General features: G+C 45.9%; 16 protein-coding genes and 2 pseudogenes. 11 read left to right on the top strand and 7 right to left on the bottom strand.

Features of this window, described 5'->3' with window-relative positions:
* Positions 1-47: 47 nt before the first annotated feature.
* The 3 genes from AC6I8Y_RS00420 to AC6I8Y_RS00410 all read left to right on the top strand — a co-directional run bounded on the left by AC6I8Y_RS00420 (position 48) and on the right by AC6I8Y_RS00410 (position 3290).
* Positions 48-776, top strand: coding sequence for a GntR family transcriptional regulator (locus AC6I8Y_RS00420; protein ID WP_498020616.1), 729 nt, complete (start codon positions 48-50; stop codon positions 774-776).
* A gap of 157 nt (positions 777-933) precedes the next feature.
* Positions 934-2268 (top strand): 6-phospho-alpha-glucosidase, encoded by a 1335-nt coding sequence (locus tag AC6I8Y_RS00415; protein ID WP_042502015.1) that lies wholly within the window; start codon positions 934-936, stop codon positions 2266-2268.
* Positions 2269-2306: 38 nt separating this feature from the next.
* Positions 2307-3290 carry an aldo/keto reductase gene (locus tag AC6I8Y_RS00410; RefSeq protein WP_498020615.1) on the top strand — a complete coding sequence of 328 codons (984 nt, stop codon included), beginning with the start codon at positions 2307-2309 and terminating at the stop codon, positions 3288-3290.
* Positions 3291-3383: 93 nt separating this feature from the next.
* On the opposite strand, the pseudogene AC6I8Y_RS00405 reads toward AC6I8Y_RS00410, so the two are convergent.
* From AC6I8Y_RS00405 to ftnA, 3 genes and pseudogenes are all read right to left on the bottom strand, one after another.
* Positions 3384-4570: pseudogene (locus AC6I8Y_RS00405) on the bottom strand (BaiN/RdsA family NAD(P)/FAD-dependent oxidoreductase).
* Between the two features lie 197 nt (positions 4571-4767).
* Positions 4768-5091, bottom strand: coding sequence for a universal stress protein UspB (uspB, locus tag AC6I8Y_RS00400; protein WP_042477798.1), 324 nt, complete (start codon positions 5089-5091; stop codon positions 4768-4770).
* Positions 5092-5160: 69 nt separating this feature from the next.
* Entirely contained in the window at positions 5161-5688 is a 528-nt protein-coding gene (gene ftnA / locus AC6I8Y_RS00395; protein WP_394153887.1) for a non-heme ferritin, read from the bottom strand.
* A 312-nt stretch (positions 5689-6000) separates the two neighbouring features.
* Between ftnA and AC6I8Y_RS00390 the strand changes: the two genes are divergently transcribed.
* On the top strand, positions 6001-6426 hold the full coding sequence (locus AC6I8Y_RS00390) for a universal stress protein (RefSeq protein ID WP_042477795.1): 426 nt from the start codon (positions 6001-6003) through the stop codon (positions 6424-6426).
* A 103-nt stretch (positions 6427-6529) separates the two neighbouring features.
* A complete protein-coding gene (locus AC6I8Y_RS00385; RefSeq protein WP_498020614.1) occupies positions 6530-7408 on the top strand; it encodes a carboxylate/amino acid/amine transporter in 879 nt (292 codons plus the stop codon).
* Positions 7409-7432: 24 nt separating this feature from the next.
* On the opposite strand, the gene AC6I8Y_RS00380 is transcribed toward AC6I8Y_RS00385, so the two are convergent.
* Positions 7433-7945, bottom strand: coding sequence for a hypothetical protein (locus AC6I8Y_RS00380; protein ID WP_498020613.1), 513 nt, complete (start codon positions 7943-7945; stop codon positions 7433-7435).
* 135 nt (positions 7946-8080) lie between these two features.
* Positions 8081-8860, bottom strand: a complete 780-nt coding sequence (locus AC6I8Y_RS00375; protein ID WP_394153894.1) for a class I SAM-dependent methyltransferase — start codon at positions 8858-8860, stop codon at positions 8081-8083.
* A gap of 171 nt (positions 8861-9031) precedes the next feature.
* Here AC6I8Y_RS00375 and asnC point away from each other — a divergent pair, with 171 nt between their 5' ends.
* Positions 9032-9493 (top strand): transcriptional regulator AsnC, encoded by a 462-nt coding sequence (gene asnC / locus AC6I8Y_RS00370; protein WP_042502002.1) that lies wholly within the window; start codon positions 9032-9034, stop codon positions 9491-9493.
* A gap of 165 nt (positions 9494-9658) precedes the next feature.
* Here asnC and AC6I8Y_RS00365 read toward each other — a convergent pair whose 3' ends face one another.
* On the bottom strand, positions 9659-12412 hold the full coding sequence (locus AC6I8Y_RS00365; RefSeq protein ID WP_498020612.1) for a cation-translocating P-type ATPase: 2754 nt from the start codon (positions 12410-12412) through the stop codon (positions 9659-9661).
* 490 nt (positions 12413-12902) lie between these two features.
* Positions 12903-14945 carry an oligopeptidase A gene (prlC, locus tag AC6I8Y_RS00360; protein WP_498020611.1) on the bottom strand — a complete coding sequence of 681 codons (2043 nt, stop codon included), beginning with the start codon at positions 14943-14945 and terminating at the stop codon, positions 12903-12905.
* A 186-nt stretch (positions 14946-15131) separates the two neighbouring features.
* Here prlC and AC6I8Y_RS00355 point away from each other — a divergent pair, with 186 nt between their 5' ends.
* The 5 genes and pseudogenes from AC6I8Y_RS00355 (at position 15132) to AC6I8Y_RS00335 (ending at position 22599) form a co-directional block, all read left to right on the top strand.
* Positions 15132-15971 carry a 23S rRNA (adenine(2030)-N(6))-methyltransferase RlmJ gene (locus tag AC6I8Y_RS00355; protein ID WP_498021407.1) on the top strand — a complete coding sequence of 280 codons (840 nt, stop codon included), beginning with the start codon at positions 15132-15134 and terminating at the stop codon, positions 15969-15971.
* A gap of 207 nt (positions 15972-16178) precedes the next feature.
* Positions 16179-16388 (top strand): annotated as a pseudogene (locus tag AC6I8Y_RS00350) (glutathione S-transferase N-terminal domain-containing protein); the annotation flags it as partial.
* Positions 16389-16483: 95 nt separating this feature from the next.
* On the top strand, positions 16484-17863 hold the full coding sequence (locus tag AC6I8Y_RS00345; protein ID WP_498020610.1) for a tyrosine-type recombinase/integrase: 1380 nt from the start codon (positions 16484-16486) through the stop codon (positions 17861-17863).
* On the top strand, positions 17864-20554 hold the full coding sequence (locus tag AC6I8Y_RS00340) for a hypothetical protein (protein ID WP_498020609.1): 2691 nt from the start codon (positions 17864-17866) through the stop codon (positions 20552-20554).
* Positions 20554-22599, top strand: coding sequence for a hypothetical protein (locus AC6I8Y_RS00335; protein ID WP_498020608.1), 2046 nt, complete (start codon positions 20554-20556; stop codon positions 22597-22599). Before AC6I8Y_RS00340 ends, AC6I8Y_RS00335 begins: the two co-directional genes overlap by 1 nt.

Here is a 22599-nt window from a genome sequence, read left to right as displayed (position 1 = left end):
TGTTATTGTGATATTGATATAACCAATAATTTTTTGGAAATGACATCGTGCTATACGTAAAAGTACTAGAAAGCTTAAAAGAGAAAATCAACGCGGATGTGTACTGCGTTGGCTCCGCATTACCGACAGAAAAGAAGTTAATTGAAGAGTACCAAGTCAGCCGCATCACCATTCGCAAAGCAGTGGATGAACTGGTTAAGCTCAAGCTGGTCGAAAAACGCCGTGGTTCTGGTACCTATGTACTGGAAAAGCAATATTCACATCAGCTTAATAGTCTGGCTGGTACCTCTGAAATTCTGACCCACAACAATAAGACCGTGAAGTATCAGGTGACGCAGTTTTTGATGAGCAGTGACAATGCGCCCGTCCATAAACTGCTAGGCCTAAAACCTAATGAGCCCTTGTATTATATACGTCGAGTGAAGTTTATTGATGATCAGCCAAGGATTGTCGAAGACAGCTATATGCCGGTCGCACTGTTTCCCGACCTGAATATTTCTACGTTACAAAAGTCGAAATTCGATTATGTCGAGCATGAGAAAGGGATGCTGATCCAAGGCAGTCGCCAAGAGTTCACCGCCGTCGACTCCGATGAGGAGATCATGGCCTTGCTTGGAATGGAGAAAAGCCACCCGATCATGAACCTGCGCTCAATATCCAACCTCGAAGATGGTCGTTATTTTGATTATACCGAAGCCTGGTTTCACCCTAACGCTCACAAACTGGCGATCTACTTATCTCGTAAAAGAGGGCATAAAAAACCCGTATTTCCATAACCAATCCCAACTATTGTTTGAATACGATCACACATTAAAGGTATTTAATTTGTCACATCAAAACAAATCCATAGGATGAGACCTATTCAAGATAGGTTATAAGTTACATGACCTTTTAAACATCCGAACAGCATTCAAAAACACATTGGAGTTGGTTATGACCAAACAACCACAAATCATCGCAATCGCAGGCGGCGGCTCAACATACACTGCCGGTATCGTTAAAGCTCTTCTAATGAAAGGGGATGACTTCCCTATCGCGGAAATCCGCATGTACGACATCGATGCACAGCGCCAAGACAACGTTGCAGTATTGGTGGACTACGTGGTCAAAACTCATGCTCCACACGTGAAACTAACGGTGACGACAGAGCCAGAAGTGGCTTTCTCTCACGCAGACTTCGTGTTTGCTCAGATCCGCGTCGGTCAGTACAAGATGCGTGAAACCGACGAGAAAATCCCACTTCGTCACGGCTGTGTAGGCCAAGAGACTTGTGGTGCGGGCGGTCTGGCTTACGGCATGCGTACTATCTTCCCAATGATTGAGCTTATCGATCATATGGAGCGCTTCGCTAAAGAATCTTGCTGGATGCTGAACTACTCGAACCCAGCGGCGATTGTAGCTGATGCGGTTCACCGCCTACGTCCTAACGCTCGCGTGCTTAACATCTGTGATATGCCAGTAGCGATTGAGCGTAACCTATCGAACATCCTTGGGGTGAATCGTTATGATCTCGACGTTGAGTACTTCGGTCTGAACCACTATGGCTGGTTTACGTCTATCAAGGTTGATGGCGAAGAAAAGATCCCGTTCCTTCGTAACCACATCCAAAAATTCGGCATGTTGACAGAAGAAGAAGTGGAGAACGCGTGTCACTCTGAGCCTTCTTGGATCAAGACCTTCAAGAACACTCAGCCTCTGATGCAGATGTTCCCAGAATACGTACCAAACACTTACCTTCAATACTACCTAATGGCTGACGATATCGTGGCTCAGTCTAACCCTGAGCACACTCGTGCCAACGAGGTTATGGAAGGTCGTGAGAAGAAGATGTTTGAAGCGATTGAGCAGATCAAAGCATCAGATGGCAACGTAGAAGGCAAGTTCCACGTTGGCGTACACGGTGAGTTTATTGCAGACGTAGCGATGTCGATGGCTTATGACCTACGCCAGAAGTGGCTAGTGATCATTCCTAACAACGGCATCATCAAAGGCTTGCCAGATGACGCGATGGTGGAAGTGCCTGCGCTACTCGGCCGCGATAAAGTCTACCCAATCCAAGTGGGTGAAGTGCCACATTTCTACCAAGGCATGCTGCAGCAACAGCTAATGTCTGAGAAGTGCTTGGTTGATGCTGCAATTGAAGGCTCTTACGACAAAGCGCTACAAGCCTTTGCGCTCAACAAGACCATTCCATCAGCGAAAGTGGCGAAGCTTATCCTTGATGACATGATCGAAGCGAACAAAGAGTACTGGCCGGAACTTAAGTAATCCAATCCCGACCCTTGAATGAGAAGACAAGAGAACGAATGATGAAAAACAAACAAATCAAAGATCTTAATGCCTCAGCGGTGGGTTTTGGCTGCTGGGCAATCGGCGGGACTTGGAACAACGTCTCTGACAATGAATCCATCAAAGCAATCAAAGCGGCAATCGACAATGGCATCAACTTTTTCGATGTTGCACCGGTTTACGGTAAAGGTCATGCGGAAACGGTACTCTGCCAAGCGCTGAAAACCGAGCCTCGCGACAACATTATCATCGCGACCAAATGTGGTCTGCCATGGTCTCAAGATGAGCGTAAAAAGACCCGTAAAGACCTGACAAAAGAGAGCATCTTCAAAGAGATTGATGACTCCCTAACGCGCCTGCAAACTGAATACATCGACCTGTACCAAGTGCACTGGCCAGATCCAAACACACCAATCTCAGAAACCGCAGAGGCACTGGCTGAGCTTAAACGACAAGGCAAAATTCGCCACGTCGGCGTGTCGAACTACTCGCTCGATATGACGCGTGAAATGATGGCGGGCGTTGAAGTAGCGACCTTCCAGGGTCTCTACAACCTACTTGAGCAAAACCCAGAACACTACCACAACATTCCATTGCAGTACCGTGCGCGTGAAGAAGCCCTACCGTTCTGTAAAGAGCACGACATGAAGTATCTGCCGTACTCACCGCTGATGCAGGGTCTGCTGACGGGTACGTTAAAGCGCTCTGGTAACTGGGATGAAAACGACGACCGTCGCAATAACCCTAAGCTCAACGGCGACGCGTTTGAACCTTACTTCAACTGTGTGGAAGAGTTAAAAGCTTTAGCTAAAGAAGCCAACATTCCGCTTTCGCACCTAGCGATCCACTGGCTTGTGGCGCAAGAAGAAGTAGGACCTGTGATTGCCGGTGCACACACGGTAGAGCAAGTACATGATAATGCGGCGTTCATGCAATCGACATCGAGCACTGAGTTGCTAGCTCGTGCGGAAGCGATTGTGGCGAAGTGGGAACTTAACTAACTCGCTTGCAACATCAGTTGGCTTAAAACGACAAAAGCCGCATCCTAGGATGCGGCTTTTTGCATTTGATTCACGATTGCTGTGTTGGAACGATTATACGTGCTGACCCGCAACAAACCCTGATGACCAGCACCATTGGAAGTTGTAACCCCCTAACCAACCCGTCACGTCCATCACCTCACCGATAAAGTACAAGCCCTCGATAGACTTACACTCCATAGTTTTAGAAGAAAGGTGGTTAGTGTTGACGCCACCCAGCGTCACCTCTGCGGTGCGATAACCTTCGGTGCCATTGGGTACAATGGTCCAATTTTCTAGAGATTCGCGAATCGCCACCAGCTCTTTCGGGTTATATTGCTTAAGCGGTTTATCTGCAAAGACTTTGCGCTCAATCAGCACTTCGACCAAGCGCTTTGGCAGCACACGCGCCAAGGTATTTTTCAGGCTTTGATTGGGGTGTTTCTCTAGCGAGCGCGTCAACAGCTCTTCGATATCGGCCTCTGGCACTAGGTTTACAGACACGTTTTGCCCTGGTTTCCAGAAAGAGGAAATCTGCAATACCGATGGACCGGATAGCCCTGGTGGGTAAACAACAACGCTTCTTTAAATAACGTACCATCATTAGCGGTGATTTCCGCTGGAACCGCGATACCAGAAAGCTCGGCAAAGTCTTCTTTGTCTTCTTTATGTAGCGTAAATGGCACCAGACCTGCGGTGGTTGGCACGACTTCCAAACCAAACTGCTCAGCAATCTTATAGCCAAATGGTGTCGCACCCAGTTTTGGCATAGACAGCCCCCCCGTTGCGACCACTAAGGACTCACATTCAATGAGGTCGGTATCGGCGTGCAAAGAGAAGCCTTGCTCGGTTTTCTCAATACTGTGCACATCGGTTTGGTAGCGGAACTGGATGTTTGGCGATTCACACTCAGAGAGCATCATTCTAACGATATCTTTCGCCGACTCTAAGCAAAACAGCTGACCATGGTCGCGCTCTTCAAACTCAATGCCGTACTTACTCACCAACGAGATGAAATCCCAGTTGGTGTACTGCGACAGCGCCGACTTTACGAAGTGCGGGTTTTGACACAGGTAGTTGTTTGCCGACACATCGTAGTTGGTGAAATTACACTTGCCACCGCCAGAGATCAGGATTTTTCGACCCGGTTTTTTGGCGTGATCAAGCACCAGCACGCGACGACCTCGCTTGCCCGCTTCTGCTGCGCACATCAACCCCGCAGCGCCTGCACCAATAATTACCACATCAACTTTCTGATTCATCACGGTTTTCCGACAAAATTTGAACAAAAAAAGGATGTGCGTATTGCACATCCCTTCAACAATCTGGCGCTATTCTAGCGGCTTCACCGACTAAAGCCAACTCTTCCAACCTCTTACAGACCATCGAAGTCGGAGACTGACACCAAGCGCGTCATGGCACTCTATGCCACAACGTTGGTTATGACTGCTTCACTCGTCTAGAGCAAGAAACCCGCAAACAGGGTGACGCCGATAAGCGCGACACAGAGCACAAACAGCTCACGAACGCGATCGCATTTACCCGTAAACACCGGATCATGGTGGTGATGGTATTCTTTGCTTTTGAGATAGTGATACAGCCGCACTTGTTTAGACATGTTGCCGTGTGTGGTGAAAAAGCCACGTCCGTCGACTTGTTGATACAAGAGCGGATGCGCCTCACGCATGATGAATATAAGTGCGCGTAGTGCTGTCAGATACCTCGCCATATTGACTGAGGTAATAAGCATCAATGCTAGTAGAATAGTGTCTCCACTGATCATCTTTTCCTCCCTACATCTTCCAAGACACCCAAGAGAAAAAGACGATCAAACGGCTTTTAATCGCTGATGTTAACCAGCTGGGGCGTCCATAATGGAAGAAGAACCCTCTTTCGCTAATGTCGCTAAGTCCTTGTCGATGAAGAACAGCGCCTGTCCATTCTCACCTACGAGTTCTAGCTTATCTAAGATCCCTTTAAACAATTTTTCTTCTTCATGTTGCTCCGCAACATACCACTGAAGGAAGTTAAAGGTTGAGTAGTCTTGTGCTGTGAACGCGACATGAGCCAGTTTGTTGATTCTCTCAGTAATCATTTGCTCATGCTTATAGGTTTCACGGAACACATCGCCCAAACTTTCGAAGTCGTGTCGTGGCGCTTCAATGCTACCTAAAACAGGTAAAGCACCTGTCTCACTGACGTAAGTGAACAGTCTATGCATGTGTTGCATTTCTTCGTCCGCGTGCTTACGAAGAAATTCAGCCGCACCTTCGAATCCTCTATCTTCACACCAAGCACTCATTTGTAAGTATAGATTGGATGAAAAGAATTCGAGGTTAATTTGCTCGTTCAGGTGTTGAACCATCGATGGAGAAAGCATTTACGACTCCTAATTTCGTAACTGGAATTAACGCCACTATAACATAACTAATTGAGGAGTCTTCTGATCTCATACCCAAACTTGGTAACAACGGTGTACTCAACCTTTACTATGAGTCTAGAAAACTTTGGCGACTTTGCTCACAATTTATCGTCTTGTAGTTGAGAAAATTATTGAGAAACAAACCTTCGCACTGGGTCACGTTACGGCACAGTTTTATAGCCATGACGGCTGATTTGAGATCACATCAACATAATTTTCGGCCGCTAAATGCTATGTTTTTACTAGGACTAACGTCAGGAGGAGTGCGTTATGAGTTACAAACATATTATGGTCGCATTAGATCTCTCAGAAGAAAGCAAAATGCTCATAGACAAAGCGGTCTCACTCGCGAAACCACTGGATGCCGAGGTGTCTTTTATCCATATCGATGTCAACTATGCCGAGCTTTATACCGGCTTGATTGACCTCAATATGGCTGAGACGCAACATCAGGCCATGGAAGCCTCGATGACGCAATTACGAGATTTTGCCGAGTATGCCAACTACCCGATCAAACATTCGTTGGTCGGCAGCGGTGATTTAAGTAATGAGCTGCGCGATACCATCGGTGAATACAATGTCGATTTGGTGGTGTGTGGTCACCATCAGGACTTTTGGAGCAAAATCCTGTCGTCTACCAGACAGCTTATCAACACCTCACCCGTCGACATGTTGGTCGTGCCGATCAAAGACTAAAAATAGCAAAAGGCTTCTTCGGAAGCCTTTTTTGATCGGATCTCTCATCGTGACGAAAAGTGTTACACTGACTGCATCTGCTATTAAATGATAATTGTTAACTATGGGTTATCTCTATTCTATTACCCTGCTTTGGGCTTTTTCTTTCAGCCTAATTGGGGTTTATCTCGCGGGTCAGGTCGACTCTTGGTTTTCGGTACTGATGCGCGTTGTCTTGGCGGCACTTGTCTTTTTACCGTTCACTAAGTTCAAGCAAGTTCCCAACAAGCTCAAAGCCAAACTGATGGCGATTGGTGGTATCCAGCTAGGACTGATGTACTGCTTCTACTATCAATCATTCTTGCTGCTTTCGGTACCGGAAGTACTGCTGTTTACCGTATTCACACCGATCTACGTCACCTTGTTCTATGACTTGCTCAAAGGTCGCTTCTCGCCATGGTATTTGGTGACGGCAGCAATAGCGGTCGCTGGCGCGGCGTTCATTAAGTTTGCTGGCATTAATGAAAACTTCTTGATGGGCTTCTTGGTCGTGCAAGGCGCGAATCTCTGTTTTGCCATCGGTCAGGTGGGTTACAAATACGTGATGGAGCAAGAGCAAGTAGAATTGCCGCAGCACAGTGTGTTTGGTTACTTCTACATTGGCGCGACTGTGGTTGCGACCATCGCATTCTCGATTTTTGGTAGCTTCGATAAGATGCCAACCACTGGCGTACAGTGGGGTGTACTGATTTACCTAGGTACAATTGCTTCTGGGTTGGGTTACTTTATCTGGAACAAAGGTGCGACAATGGTTAACGCTGGTGCACTGGCGGTGATGAATAACCTTCTGGTGCCAGCGGGGCTTATCGTTAACATTGTGATTTGGAATCGCGATGTGGACTTGGTGAAGCTATCGATTGGTGGTGGGATTATTTTGCTGTCACTGGTGGTGAACGAGCTTTGGGTCAAACCAAAAGCAGAAGCCCAACTGGCAAACAGCTAGGCTTCGCTCAATATAAAGATCTTATTAGTGCAGCTGTTCTGGCTGCACTTTCATTACCTGCTTTTCAACTGTGGCTGCTGCTAACTGATACTTGTGCTCCAGCTTGCTCTGCTTGCGCAGTAGCTTCTGACTTTTCTTCAGTACCTTACGCAATTTCTTCTGTGCCTTTTTCTGCGCTTTGAGTGCTTTTTTCGCACGCTTCAGCGACTTCTTATCGATTGTATCTAGGCTTAACGCTTCAGCCATTTGAACATCGGTCGCTGATTTAGGCTCGGCTTTATTGGCAGCCTTAGAGAGTTTCGACGTGGTAGTGATTGGCAACGCTTCAGCCAACACGCCGCATTGCTGCTGCTCACTCAGTGGCTTGCTCTGGCAAGATGCTGGCGGAATAGCAGCTGGTTTGCAAAGTGTGGATTTATCGGCAGATGAACGTGAGCAGGAGCGGCACAGGAACTTAGGCTCTGCGACCAAACGATGGATGTCACCAAGGTTGTCACTGATGTCGCGACGATTTAACTTGCACAAGCGTTTAGTCATACCACTTAATCTCCAACTAACCACAACGAAAACAGGAATGATTCTTAGTTAGATATAACGTCAATTGGCAGCAGTTGCAAGTAACTTGCTCCAGTTACACCAGAGCAAGTTACTCAAAAAACATATAGGAAAGGATTAACTCATTGATGCGTTGACATAAACATCGAAACGATTTTTTTTGGTCTCAATCGCCATTGTCGGTTTTTTCTCATCCAGCCATTCAGCGTAGTCTGGACGTTTGACCACAACGCGTTTTGCGGCAAGCTTAAGAGCTGGCTCCAACAGTCCGTCTGCATCGGTATCTGCGCCAACCAAAGATTGGAAAACACGCATCTCCTTTTTCACCAGCGCTGATTTCTTTTTGTTCTCTGGATGCGGATACATTGGGTCTAGGTAGACGACATCGGGCTTGGTAAACGCATTATCATCGGCAAGTTCACCCAAAGCATCTAGGCTCGACGCATGCAGCAGTGACATACGCTCACTCACCCACTCGCCAATTTCAGAGTCTTGTTTCGCGCGCTCAAGGCCATCATCAAGCAATGCGGCGACCACAGGATGGCGCTCTACCATCTGCACCTTGCAGCCAAGTGAAGCCAATACAAAAGCGTCGCGACCTAAACCCGCAGTACCATCAAGCACCGTTGGTGTCGCCCCTTTGTTTAGCCCCGCCGCTTTAGCGATAGCTTGGCCTTTACCACCACCAAACTTGCGTCTGTGCGCCACCGCACCACCAGCAAGGTCGACGTAAATTGCGCCCAGTTTCGGCTCATCCAGTTTTCGAAGCTCAAGTCTTTGTTCGGTCAGCACCAACGCAAATTCGGAATCGTCAGACGCCACCAATCCCCAACGCTCAGCAAGTTGCTGAAGCTCTGGTTGACGTGGTTGATGTTCGCAAATGAGTTGAATGTGCAAAGTGAAGCTCCGATAAAAGGCAATGGGCGCCAGTGTACCTCAAGTCGATAGCGCGACCAATAAGCGTGATCGACACAAAGACGGCTGCGCAAAAATAGTGATAAGCTTGTGCACCAATGAAACGGCACGTGTTCCGCGATGTCGCCCATTCACTCAGACAAAGGATTCGATATGCACGGCACCAACAATCTCGACGATCTGGATAAAGCGATCCTAAAAACCTTGATGGAAGACGCTCGTCGCCCGTATGCCGAAATGGCAAAACAGTTTGATGTGAGCCCAGCGACGATTCACGTGCGTATTGAGAAGATGAAAGCGGCTGGGATTATCGAGGGTACTGAGGTGGTAGTGAACACCAAAAAGCTTGGTTATGACGTGTGCTGCTTTATCGGTATTAACTTATACGCTGCGCGTGACTATCACTCGGCGCTAGAAAAGCTCAATGCCTTGGATGAAGTGGTCGAAGCCTACTACACCACTGGTGCGTATAACATCTTCGTGAAGTTGATGTGCCGCTCAATTGAAGAGCTGCAGCACGTACTGATCGATAAGCTGCAGGCGATTGAAGAGGTGCAATCGACGGAGACGTTGATTTCGTTGCAGAATCCGATTAGTCGGAATGTGAATCCGTAGGGTTGGTGTGCGCTCGGTCAACGCGCGCTGTTGGTAGATTCCTGCCTGCGTAGGCGCGCGGCTAGCGGAATGACGGAACCTCTCGGGAAACTATGCATTTAAAGGGACACAAAACCAAAAAAAGGCGCTCATCGGAGCGCCTTTTTTACTATTTTAAGTGAAGGATTAAACCCACTTAGTCTTAGTTGCTTCTTTCACTGCAGACATAACAAGCGTCGGTAGTGATGCGGCCATGATGACACCGAATAGGTGACCTGCTGCTAGTGCTTCAGTGTTGAAGATTAGCTGACCTAGACCTGTGTAGATAACCCCTAGCGATAGAATCGCTGACACCGATACCGCACCGAGTAGGTACTTGTTGGTGAATGGGTTTCTACGGTATAGCGACGTAAATGTACGAGAGTCAAATAGGTGCCATAGCTGAGCAAAGACTAGCATCGCAAATGCCATTGTCTGTGCGTAGTTCGCAGAGAAGCCGTTGGTTAGTGCCCAGTTGAACGCCATGTAGCTCATGCCACCCAGTGCTAGACCACGAGTTAGGATACGAGTACCTAGGTGGTCGCTAAAGAAGCTCTCGTTACGTTTGCGAGGCTTACGCTCCATCAGATCTTTCTCTTCTGGCTCAACACCTAGCGCTAGCGCTGGTAGACCATCCGATACCAAGTTGATCCATAGAATCATTAGTGGCGTTAGCGGCAAGATAGCCTCTGGGCCCATCATTAGGAACGCAAACAGGATAACCGATACTTCACCCACGTTCGCAGTCAGAGCCTGACGAATGAACTTACGAAGGTTATCGAAGATCTGACGACCTTGGCGCACCGCTTTCACGATAGTGCTGAAGTTGTCATCCAGTAGGATAAGGTCACCTGAGTCTTTCGCTACAGACGTACCAGTAATACCCATAGCAACACCGATATCAGCGCGGCGCAGTGCTGGTGCATCGTTCACACCGTCACCTGTCATCGCTGCGACTTCGTTGTTGAACTGCTGAGCCTGAACGATACGCAGCTTGTGCTCTGGCGTTACACGGGCAAATACTGCAACTTCCGGACAGATTTGACGAAGCTTGTCATCATCCATCTCATCAAGCTCTGCACCCGTTACAACCAAATCTTTCTCACTACGGATGATACCGATATCACGTGCAATCGCTGCCGCTGTTAACGCGTGGTCACCGGTGATCATTACCGTTCTCACACCTGCTTGGTAGCAGCTTTCAATCGCATCGCGTACTTCTGGACGCGGTGGATCCATGATGCCGTAAAGGCCCAGTACCGTAATGTCTTTCTCTAGCTCTTCGAAGTCACGCTCTAGGTCTGCTTCTGTAAGCTCTTTGAAGCCAACCGCTAAGGTACGTAGTGCGTCTTGAGCAAAGTTTGCAATCGCCGCTTCGTAGTTTGCAACGATCTCAGCACTTGGGCTCGTCGCTAGTGCTAGGTTGCCGTCCGAAACTGTTGGCGTGTGCTCAACAGATGTACCGTCAACCATGAAGCCTGCTGCGTTGCGAAGAATCACATCTGGCGCACCTTTTATAGCAAGGAAGTGGTTGCCTTCAGGACCTTTCACGATAACCGATGCCATCTTACGAGAAGAGTCGAACGGGAATTTCTCAACGATAGAGTAGCCACCTGACGTTAGCATCTCAGACTGGTTCAGACCTGCCTTCGCTGCTGCCACAATCAGAGCACCCTCAGTTGGGTTACCACGCACGGTCGACTTGTCGCCGTCCATGATGTACTCAGAATCGTTACATAGTGTCGCGACGACCAGACCTTTCATCATCTCTGGGCTTTGCTTCGCATCTGTACTGTGCGATAGCGGCTTGAATTGACCTTCAGGACTGAAGCCTTTACCGCTTACTTCCCAGTAACGACCACTTGCATCGTACGCCTTCATTACCTGCATTTGGTTTTGAGTCAGCGTACCTGTTTTATCTGAACAGATAACCGTGGTCGAACCTAGCGTCTCAATCGCAGCCAGCTGCTTAGCAAGTGCATTGTTCTTCACCATGCGAGTAGAACCCATAGTTAGAACGATGGTGATAACCGTAGGAAGACCTTCAGGAATCGCGGCTACAGACAGTGAGATACCTGTGTTTAGGATCTCTAGCCAAGGCATACCGTAGTAAAGACCGATAGCACACACAACCGCTACCACACCCAATGCGACAAGCATTAGCGTCTTAGCAATGGTGTCCATGCGCTCTTGCATTGGTGTCTTGGTTTCTTCGGTGTTCGCCATTAGGTCAGCGATGTGACCTACTTCGGTCTGCATACCTGTCGCCACCACTACACCTAGACCTGTGCCTGATGTCACCATCGTGGTCATAAAGCCCATGTTTAGCTGGTCGCCAAGACCCACGGTTTCGTCTTCGATAACCTTTGACGTCTTGTCTACTGGCTCAGACTCACCTGTTAACGCTGCTTCATCGATGGATAGACGGTTAGCCTCTAGAATACGTACATCAGCCGCTAGGATGTCACCTGTGCTGATTTTTAGGATATCACCCGGAACGATGTCGCTCGCAGGGATGTCAATCCACTCACCATCACGCTTAACCTGCGCCGACGGTGCCGCCATTTGACGTAACGCTTCCATGCCTTTCTGAGCTTTGAACTCTTGCCAGAAAGCAATCAACGCGTTGATAAAGATGATCGCCGTAATCGCGATCGCATCCACTAGGTGTCCGGTGAAATAGGAAACAATGGCACCGACACCAAGAATGAAGATCAGTGGATTTTTAAATTGGTGGATGAACAGCTCAAGCGCAGATTTGCCTGCCTTCTCTTGCAGCTCGTTTTTTCCGTATTGTGATTGACGCTCGGCTACTTCCTTTGAAGTCAGGCCTTGCTCCGCCGACACACCCTGCATCTGCTGGGTATTCTCAACGGTTTCAGTGAACCACTTTTTAGTCATGGGGTAACTCTCCAAGTAAATTCAGTCGACATCGGTAGAATGACAAACCGATAAAAAACAATCGCTGAATAAAATGATGAAAACGCCCCGCTCTTAATTTGCATTTTTATTAACAATTAATGCGTAAGCGGAAAGCCAAATTAAGTTACCCGAAACCCAATATCCTTGTAATTAACTTTCGGAGTGCTTGCATGCACTCTAGGACGCTTCTTTGATTTAAAACAAACTTGATTTTTATTCGAACCCCAAAGGGAATAAGGCTTTGTAAGCAATGGTTAATAACACCTAATTTTGGCTGAAATGATACTTCTGTTTTTTCGAAGAATGAAAGTGAGTGACATTATCGAGAGGATGGTTGGGGAGTGCATATTGACAACGAAATGGCTTTTGGAAGGTTTTATTCAATAGTTATTCACTGGGGAATATATCATTTGGATCGAAAAGCCCCCAACCAAAAATCAGGGGCTCTCATCTATTTCAAGCTTGCTAACTAAGCACTAATCCCAGAATGACGCAGCAACGCATCAATCTGCGGCTCACGACCTCGGAAGCGCTTAAACAGCTCCATCGGCTCTTCACTGCCACCCATTTCAAGAATGTTGTTCAGGAAGCTTTGACCGGTCTCTTTATTAAAGATGCCCTCTTCTTCAAAGCGAGAGTACGCGTCTGAAGACAACACCTCTGCCCATAGGTAGCTGTAATAACCCGCACTGTAGCCACCAGCAAAGATGTGACTAAAGCTATGCGAGAAGCGGTTCCACTCCAAGCTTGGCAATACGGCGACCTTGGATTTCACATCCGCGAGCGTCTCTAGTACACGTGCGCCAATGTCTGGATCGTATTCCGTGTGCAGCGTGAAGTCGAACAAACCGAACTCAAGCTGGCGCAGGATAAACATCGCCGACTGGAAGTTCTTCGCTGCCAACATCTTGTCTAGCATCGCTTTTGGCAATGGCTCACCGGTCTCGTAGTGACCTGAAATAAATGCCAGCGCCTCTTCTTCCCAGCACCAGTTCTCAAGGAACTGACTCGGTAGCTCGACCGCATCCCAAGGCACACCGTTAATACCAGACACGGCACCGGTGTCAATCTTGGTCAGCATGTGGTGAATGCCGTGGCCCGTTTCGTGAAATAGCGTCACCACTTCATCGTGAGTGAACATAGCAGGCTTGTCGCCCACTGGCTTGTTGAAGTTACACGTTAGGTAAGCCACTGGAGTTTGCAGTTCGCCGTCAGCATTGGTGCGGCGCACTCGGCATTCATCCATCCATGCTCCGCCACGTTTGTGCTCACGAGCGTAGAGGTCTAGGTAGAAGCTGCCGCGCAGTGTGCCTTCACTGTCGAAGATATCAAAGAAGCGTACCGACTCATGCCAAGTATCCACGCCTTCACGTTCAGTAATCTTCATACCGAAGACGCGATTAAGCACTTCGAACAGGCCGCTAACCACTTTTGATTCTGGGAAGTATGGACGCAGTTCTTCGTCTGAGAACTGGAATAAGTGCTGCTTTTGCTTCTCACTGTAGTAAGCGATATCCCAAAGATTTAGCTCAGTCACACCGAACTCTTTTTCAGCAAACTGGCGTAGCTCTTCAACTTCACGCTCACCTTGAGGCTTCGCTTTCGTCGCAAGATCGTTCAAGAAACCAAGCACTTGTGCTGGGCTCTCAGCCATTTTGGTCGCCAGTGATTTCTCACTGAAGGTACCAAAACCAAGTAGGCGTGCAATCTCGTGACGCAGCTTTAGCTGCTCAGAAATGATTTCTGTGTTGTCCCATTTACCCGCATTCGGACCGCGATCCGAGGCGCGAGTCACGTACGCTTCGTACAGCTCTTTGCGCAGCGCTTGGTTATCACAGTATGTCAGAACCGGAAGATAAGATGGGATATCGAGTGTTAATAGATAGCCCTCAAGCTCTTTCGCTTCAGCCGCTGCCTTCGCGGCGGCCAATGCTGATTCCGGCATACCCGCGAGTTCTTTCTCATCGGTGATGTGCTTGGTCCAGCCCATAGTGGCATCCAGCACGTTGTTCGAAAACTGTGAGCCGAGCTCTGACATGCGTTTGCTGATTTCGCCGTAGCGATGCTGTTCGTCTGCTGGCAAACCAATACCTGAAAGCTCAAAGTCACGTAGGGAATCTTTGATGGTTTTTTGCTGAGCTTGGCTGAGCGCAGCAAACTCATCGCTGGCTTTGATCGCTTTGTATGCTTCATACAAACCTTTGTGCTGGCCAACCCAAGTGCCGTATTCAGACAAAATAGGTAGACAGCTCTCATAGGCTTCGCGCAGCTCGTCGCTGTTCACGACGGAATTCATATGGCTCACTGGTGACCAAAGGCGGCTTAGCTTGTCATCAATCTCTTCGATTGGCGCAACAACATTGTCCCAAGTCGGGTTAGTATTGCCTTCAAGCACCGCATTAATCTTCGCGCGGCAGGCATCAATCGCTTGCTCGACTGCTGGTTTCACATGTTCTGGTTTAATTTGTGAAAAAGGAGGTAAGTCGGTAAACGTCAGTAATGGGTTTGACATGCAGCGTCCCTTTTTAGTTATTGGGTTCCCTCACTCATTTGGTAGCAAGTGAGCGTAATTATTAAATAAATGTAGTCATTGGACTCGAATTTCAATCCTTACGACATGACGAAGTTGTAAGATCTCTGCCGCTTCGAGAAAGAAGAGGTTATACTTCGTGCATTATTGTCTAACCGAGTCATTATTTTGCTGAGCTATCGTCACAGTTTTCACGCGGGCAACCATGCCGATGTCGTGAAGCACATAGTACAAAGTCTTATCCTTAATTCTCTAAAAAACAAGGAAAAGCCATTCGTTTATCACGACACCCACTCTGGCGTTGGTCGCTACGATCTGACCCACGAATGGTCGGAGAAAACGGGCGAATACAAGCAAGGTATCGGCAGACTTTGGGGTAGTTCAGACATCCCAGAAGACATCGCCAGCTACATCGAGTCGATTGATACGCTAAATAACGGCGATTCACTGCGTTACTACCCAGGTTCACCACGTGTGGCGCGCGCGCATCTGCGCCCGCAAGACCGTATGGTACTGACCGAGCTGCACCCAAGTGACTTCCCGCTACTAGAGCAAGAGTTTCATCGCGACCGTCAGGTTAAGATCTTCAAAGAAGACGGTTTTAAACGCCTTAAGGCAAGCCTGCCACCAGCAGAGCGTCGCGGCCTAGTGTTGATTGACCCACCCTACGAGCTCGCCAGAGAGTATCGTGATGTGGTAACCGCGATTGCACAGAGCCATAAGCGCTGGGCAACGGGTATTTACGCAATTTGGTACCCAGTGGTGAACCGTTACGACATCGATGACATGATTGACGGTCTAGAAGGACTCGGCATTAGCAAGATCCTTCAGATTGAGCTTGGGGTGTCTCCTGACACCAACGAGCGTGGTATGACGGCTTCGGGCATGATTGTTATCAACCCACCGTGGATGCTTGAGCAGCAGATGAAAGAGATTTTGCCGTACCTTAAAGAGAAAATTGCCCCAGCAACAGGTCACTTTAAGGTGGAATGGATTGTTCCTGAATAAGCGTTGATAAAAATCGGCAAACGAAACACAAGGCGCAAGCATCTGTTTTTCATAACAAGCTTGCGCTTTTTTATTGCCTTAGTTCCCTCACCTAAAAAATATTTCGACTTTTTTGAAATTATTTTCGTCTTTTTCAACCTCTCCTCGTCTTACTAGTGAAAGTACTGAAGCAGTACACCTGAATTACATCCTAGTGAGGAAACCAACATGATTAAGATTGTTAGCTTTAAGATTTGTCCCTTTGTTCAACGCGTGACAGCAGCACTGGAAGCTAAGCAAATCCCTTACGAGATTGAGTACATCAGTCTAAAAGACAAACCGCAGTGGTTTTTAGATATCTCACCGAATGGCCAAGTGCCGGTCATGGTGACCGAGTCTGGTACAGCGCTGTTAGTTACACCTTCCTTATTTAGGTACTAAACTCATCTATAGTAACAGTGCACTTCTGTTATCCCACAACTAAGCTATAGAGACTAAATCTCATATGGTTTATATATGACAGGGCACTATCTATGATCTCAATCATTCAAACCAAGCTTAACTTAGGCTCACTACCATCGTTTGGTGGAGAGTTACTGGATATTGGAGGCGAGTATCAGATTCGAAATATTGACCATCAACGCCATCATGAGGTCGATAAATTCCCACTACTTTTCAGTGATACACGATTAAAAGATTGTTTAGAGATAAACCTGTTCCTTGAATATCGCTACAAAGGAAAGTTTCTTCGTCCCTCTAGAGGTGGTCATAAGAATCTCTTGGGCGGTGTAACGGTAAAAACGATCAGAAGCATTGCGAACTCGCTTAAAGTCTTTCTGGTGTGGTTAGAGGCCGCTGGATTAGAATGGAAAGACCTATATGCTGTCTCAGCATCAGAGAAAACAAAAGAGTGGTTACCTCCTTATCGCTTTCGCACCTACTTGATAGACAAAATCAAACATAATGAGCTATCGCTCGATACAGCAAATTTATACATATCACATGTTAGACAATTATATGAATGGGCTTGGCAAACATGTCGAGTAGAAAAGCTGCCATTTAAATATACCGACAGGGTGATTAAGAAGAAGCGCGCTACCGCAGAGTTTGACCTGATATTTTCGTCCGTCAGTAATGATAAAGGGATAGTAGTTCAAACTAATGACTTAACCATTCCTAAAAAGCACCGGCAAAAGAAAATGGTGTTGAACGATGGACTTTCTCCATATAGCCAAAAGGAGTTAAAGGATTTCTACTCTACAAACTTCATGCAAATTGAGTCCCGCAGACTATGGACAGATTTAGCGTTATTATGTGGGTTAAGAGCTTTTGAAGTGGTACTTTTAAAGGAGTCTGAAATTGTCGATACAGACCTAGACGACACCAAAGTTTACAGCATTGATGTACTTGGTAAGTTTAATAAACATAGACAGGTACTTGCACCACGTTCTTTGATGTCGAGACTTTGGAGCTATAGAAACTCACCAGAAAGACTAAAACGCTCTGCCAAATGGAGTACAAACCAGAATGCCGAAATAGACAGGCCACTTTTTATCAACCGTTCTGGCAATGCTCTAAATGAAGGGTCGATCACCAATGTTACGTCCAGTGCTGCTAAAGAACTAGTCACCCGTAAAATCAAGTTTGATAGGTCTTTTCATGATCTACGTTCAACTTATGCCACCTCATTAGCACGGTTCTTGTTAGAGAAAGATTTACCCCTTGGATTCATCCAATACAAGCTAATGTCTTTATTAGGACACTCTAATTTTTCGACTACTGAGAAATACATTCATCTGGCACGAACCATCACTTATGACAAGCGCATGAGATCTTGGGTTGAGGATGTGTTTGGAGGTTTAGAGCAAGAGTTTAGCATTGAAGTAACTGAACTAGAGATAGGAGTTCGGTAGATGTTTCTTGCATTTAGTAATCCCAAACACAACATCCGACTCGATAGAATATTAGTCCACAGTGAACAACTAGCTAATGATATTGAGTTTTGTCATAAGCGTTATATGGCTAACAAAGCCGAATGGAACAAGACCGAGAGGACTGTTGCATCACAGATTGGTTTCATCTGCTCTAAATTTGAAAAGTTGATGGGTATGCTTAACCTCGAATCATTAAAGGCATTACTAGGACAAGGATTATCGGCCCTTAAAAACAATAGAGTGTGGGACCACCTTGAGTATGCAGCTCTGAGGACAGGCAAAGGAATTAAAAACGCATTTATAACACTTGCTAGGCTGTTCAATAATGACATTGACTTGCAGCCACCAAGTAGAATAGACCTTAAAGGGTATGTGACCGACATAGCGAAGCTTTATGGCGCTTCCGATCTTCTTTTTAACCATTACCGCGACTTTGTGTATCAAGTGTTGGATACCGACAGGCCGCAAAAACAACTAAGGGACATCAAGGCTAGTACACACGCCACGCTTATCAAACTGATGCAAAAAGACAGCTATCGAGAACTATTGGCAAAATATGGCTTAGGCGCATTTGTTAACAACACTCACATTCTGACCGATGCTGCCAAAATGGATAGATATAATTCCATTCACTTTCAGCTTATGTTGTCGCACTACGATAGTGAAACATTTATACAAAAGTCGATCATCGCGAAAGGCAAGTATGAAGTTAGTTTTACTGAGCTATATCGCATCTCTCAGTCTCTCTTTAACGATATTGAACAGTATTCAAATGTTATTGGTCACTCCAAAAGTTCACACCTTAAAGCAGCAAGTGTCCGTGACAAGCTTACAGGATTCAAAAGAGCGTTGCCGATTTTACAGTCTGAACTCTCAGATGATTTAAACTCGACTATGCTAGCTGATGGATTGAAGGCGCTATTAAATAGCGATAAAACACTTAAGCAACTTCATGACTCCTCCAGCTTACCAAGTTGGGTGTTTTCCTTGATACATGAAATCTGCACCTGTATTTACCCTGATAACACACCTAAGCTAAGTTCGTTTCGAGATAATTTGTTTTCATTTCCTAACATAGATAATAATCGAGAACTTCTGTGTGACTTTTCAAGCATTAAAGTCATTTCTCATCCACTTTACACAGACTTTGCCAGCTTTCTTGAGTCATGCAAGGTAGATATAGACCAGAGGGATTACTCGATGGTCACAGTTTATCACAACTACCAACAACTAAAATCGCTACTGAATAAGTACAGCGGAACGCTGAATCACCAACATCTAGCTATTCTCAGACAACATGGTATTAATGGATTTGGTATAGATGGAGGGCTTATTCAAAATCACCTCTTAGCTGAACTACAATCTAGCGTGAACAATGGCTCATTCAATAGGATAACTGCCAGAATATATAGAAGCAGTTTGTCATGGCTCTTGCGGGAGTTTGGCATTCCTTTTAACAATACTTACCCAATCAAGAGTACTAAAACTGTCAAGCATAAACAGCGCCTAAATACTGATGATTTCTACACAGAGCAACAGTGTCGCGAGTTAGCCTTTTATATTGAAAAACTATTGCGCGATGGTCGCACAAACCTATATCACAGGATCTTACTTACTTTTGGTAAGGTAGTACTAAAAACTGGATGGAATATCAGCCCATTACTTAGGTTAGAATGTGACGACATTGCTGAGGTAGTATCTCCGATCACCAACAAAACCGAATATGCTATCGTTCTTCAAAAAGCCAGATCTGGCTATCGAAGTGACACATATACCTTTGATAAGTCAGAGTTAAAATCAAACACCCTGAAAAGCGCTATAGCGGATTTGTTAACTATTCGCGATGAACTCACCACTGAGCTCAGGGCACAAACAGAGCTCAGAAACTACCTGTTTATCTACCCGCGCAATGATGAAGTATTAAAACTTGAATACTCAGCAGTAAAACACCTTAGCACCTTACTAAAAAAAGCAGGGTGTAGTGTTCCATTTGTGGCTAAAAAAATCCGCAAAGGTGGTGTTAATCATATCTATCGAAAAGTAAATAAAAATATCAAGAAGTACACTAGTACAGTCAAACATTCTTTTGATGTGTTTGAGTCTAACTATTTACGGATCAACCCTGAACAATCTCGTTACTCTCTCAGCCAGGCAACTAAAATAATGTCCGACTACTTTACTGGCAAGGAAGTATCATCAGACATTCACATTATTACAGACATGAACGCTAATCAGCATCAAATAGTACCCACAGGCACTTGTGCAGCGAAAGGTCAAAACGAAGAAACTAAACGCTACGCTAGAGAGCATCGAAAACTACATCAAACTAATGTAAACAGCAATCAGAAAATGTGTGCAGATTTTCTTAGTTGCGTTTGGTGTAAGTATTTCCGTGTAGTCGCTGACGCTGAGCATGTATGGAAACTGCTCAGTTATAAGAACTACATATTACAAGATATGGAAATGTCCGTTGTTGATTTTGACGATACCGACAATCAGATCACCAACATCAATGTTCTAAAACAGCGCGTAGATGACATTATTGACAACCTACGAGAGAGAAAAAGTAAAGCAGTAGAGGATGGGTTTGCGCTCATTAAGCAACACGGTATTCATCCAGACTGGGAGTTCGCTACCCCATCCTTTTCGATTTTTGATGGAGAGTTTTAATGTCCGATCTCAATAAACTAATCTCAACCATCATAAATGTCAGTAATAATATCTCGGTAAAGAAGCTATCCACCAGAGATATTAACAAGCTATCTCAGCTTATATTGTGGGATACAACATCACTGGGTGAGAAGCCGATGATATTTGGTGGTAACTACTTTAGACAATCAGTAAAGGAAAAGGGGCTTGTAATTGATACAAGCTCACTAATTTTCGACTACGAACTTAAGGCGATGATGGTCGCGGCATTACACTGTGGAACCGTAGAAGGCGGTGCACCGTACAAGTGGAAAACAGTCGCAGCTCGGATTCGCACATTAAAGTTCTTTTGCTCTTTCTTACTAAGAAAAGGTTACAAGTCTTTTAGAGGTTTAAACAAGTCACCAGAGTTGAAACTTCGAAATTTAATCACAGACTTTTTGAACGCCCCCAAATCTAAAGGTGGCATGGATCAGGAAAGGTACACCTCTGCTGCTAAGACCCTCCGAGAGGGGTTAACGTTTCTGCATACATATGGTTTAGTTGATAGCTCACTATTGATTCCACTGGTCGATGAACTCACCTCCTCAAAAATCACCAAACATGAAGAGCAGCATCGACTAAAACACTCCGTTATTCCAACAAAGGTGATGAAGTTAGTGATTGAGTCATCAACCAACTACATAAATGATGCAAAGGCAAACCTCGAATCATTTATCGACATACACACCAAAGCCAACAACAGAATTAAGCTTGGTAATAGTAAAAGGCCCCGCAATGTGCTTCGCACTAACAACAAAAAATTATTGCCTGATATAAATAGATTGCATCATGTCGTTAAGGACTTAAATCTCCATGTCTACACATTGGTACTAGCGTTCACTGGAATGCGTGATAGCGAAGTCCATGCGCTTAAAAACCACTGTCACTCTCGTAGATTGGAAACTGGAGATACCGTATTCACCATCAAAAGCCAACTATCCAAAACTACCGAAGGAACTATAGAGCTAGATTGGGTAGCAAATGAAATCGTGTTTGATGCAGTTGACTTGCTGAGTAAGATTAATGAGGTTTACAAGGAACGCGCAAGGCTATTGCTTAAGTACCACCTGCACATTATGTCTAGAAGTCAAATTGCCAAGTACGAGAGAGGACTGAAAGACAACCGATTGTTCGGCATTCAACACACTAGATGTACCACTAGATTTATAGAAACTAGTAGAGCTTCGGATGCTAATGGCGTTATCTCTATGAACCGACACTCATTTCACGTGACATCGAGTGACATCGAGCAGCTAGAAAGAATGAACTGTAACTACCAATCCGTCAGCCAGCAAAGCGGCAAACGAGGCTTAAAATACAAAGTTGGTGATTTATTTAACTTCACATCGCATCAGTTCAGGCATACTTTTGCTTGGTTTATTATCGCCAATCGATTAGGTGATTTGGATGATATTAAATACCAATTCAAGCATCTTAATCGTGTAATGACGTTTGTTTATTCTGAGCGTGGTTATGAATCCCTCAGTGAGCTTAGAACGTGCATTGAATACTTTGAGGAGCTAACCAACAAACAGGCCCTTGAAGACATAGTAGAGTCAGCGAAGCAGAAACAAGTAGCAGGCGGTGGTGGTGACCTGCTTTCCAAGTTCCTTGCCAAGTTGAACGTCAATCAATCAGAGGTCATTTATACAACGGCACAACAACCACACTTCAACACCACTCAGGAGTTAATTGATTTTGCCACTCGCCACTGTGATAGCGTGAGAGGTCTGCCGCATGGCTATTGTACTAAAGGTGCAGGATGCAAAATCAAGAATGCATCTGACCCCTCACATTGTTTGTATTGTGATACATACTATGCCACCCCCAAACACTTACCATACTGGAAAGCCATTAAGTATAACTGTGAGCAAAAGATCGCGCGTATCAACACCTTACCTGACACCTCCCGCTACCAGTCTTTCTTAACAGGCTTAGAAGACAACCTTACTGCTGCTAATGAAATCATAAGCAAGATAGCTTCAACCATGCCAATTGACGAAAAAACAACTGGAGAGAGTTAA

The organism is Vibrio sp. KUL78, assembly GCF_059725505.1.
Note: the sequence above shows the minus strand (reverse complement) of the source record. Positions and strands in the feature narration are given on the sequence as shown.